The 327-nt window shown below is 52.0% G+C and carries 1 protein-coding gene and 1 tRNA gene; both read right to left on the bottom strand.

Features of this window, described 5'->3' with window-relative positions:
- Positions 1–51 precede the first annotated feature (51 nt).
- Positions 52–126 (bottom strand) — tRNA-Gly (locus LDK53_RS22850).
- A partial coding sequence (locus LDK53_RS22845; protein ID WP_225288155.1) for a hypothetical protein occupies positions 112–327 on the bottom strand: 216 nt, incomplete at its 5' end. The genes LDK53_RS22845 and LDK53_RS22850, both read right to left, overlap by 15 nt.

Genomic DNA, 327 nt, shown 5'->3' with positions numbered 1-327 from the left:
CTCACCCTTACCAAGGGTGCGCTCTACCAACTGAGCCATATCAGCACGTATTGGAGCGGGCAGCGGGAATCGAACCCGCATCATCAGCTTGGAAGGCTGAGGTAATAGCCATTATACGATGCCCGCATCCTGAAACTCGGCTACCCAGTTCTTTCTGTAACAAAAAAAGAGATTTCTCTCTTTTTCAGTTCGAGCTGATTCAGCTTTTAAACCAGCTCCGGCGGCATTTACGCTGCCAGAAAGTGGTGGTGGGGGAAGGATTCGAACCTTCGAAGTCTGTGACGGCAGATTTACAGTCTGCTCCCTTTGGCCGCTCGGGAACCCCAC

Source organism: Enterobacter sp. K16B, assembly GCF_020216105.1.
Lineage (GTDB): Bacteria > Pseudomonadota > Gammaproteobacteria > Enterobacterales > Enterobacteriaceae > Enterobacter > Enterobacter sichuanensis.
This window is presented reverse-complemented; position numbering and strand designations above follow the sequence as displayed.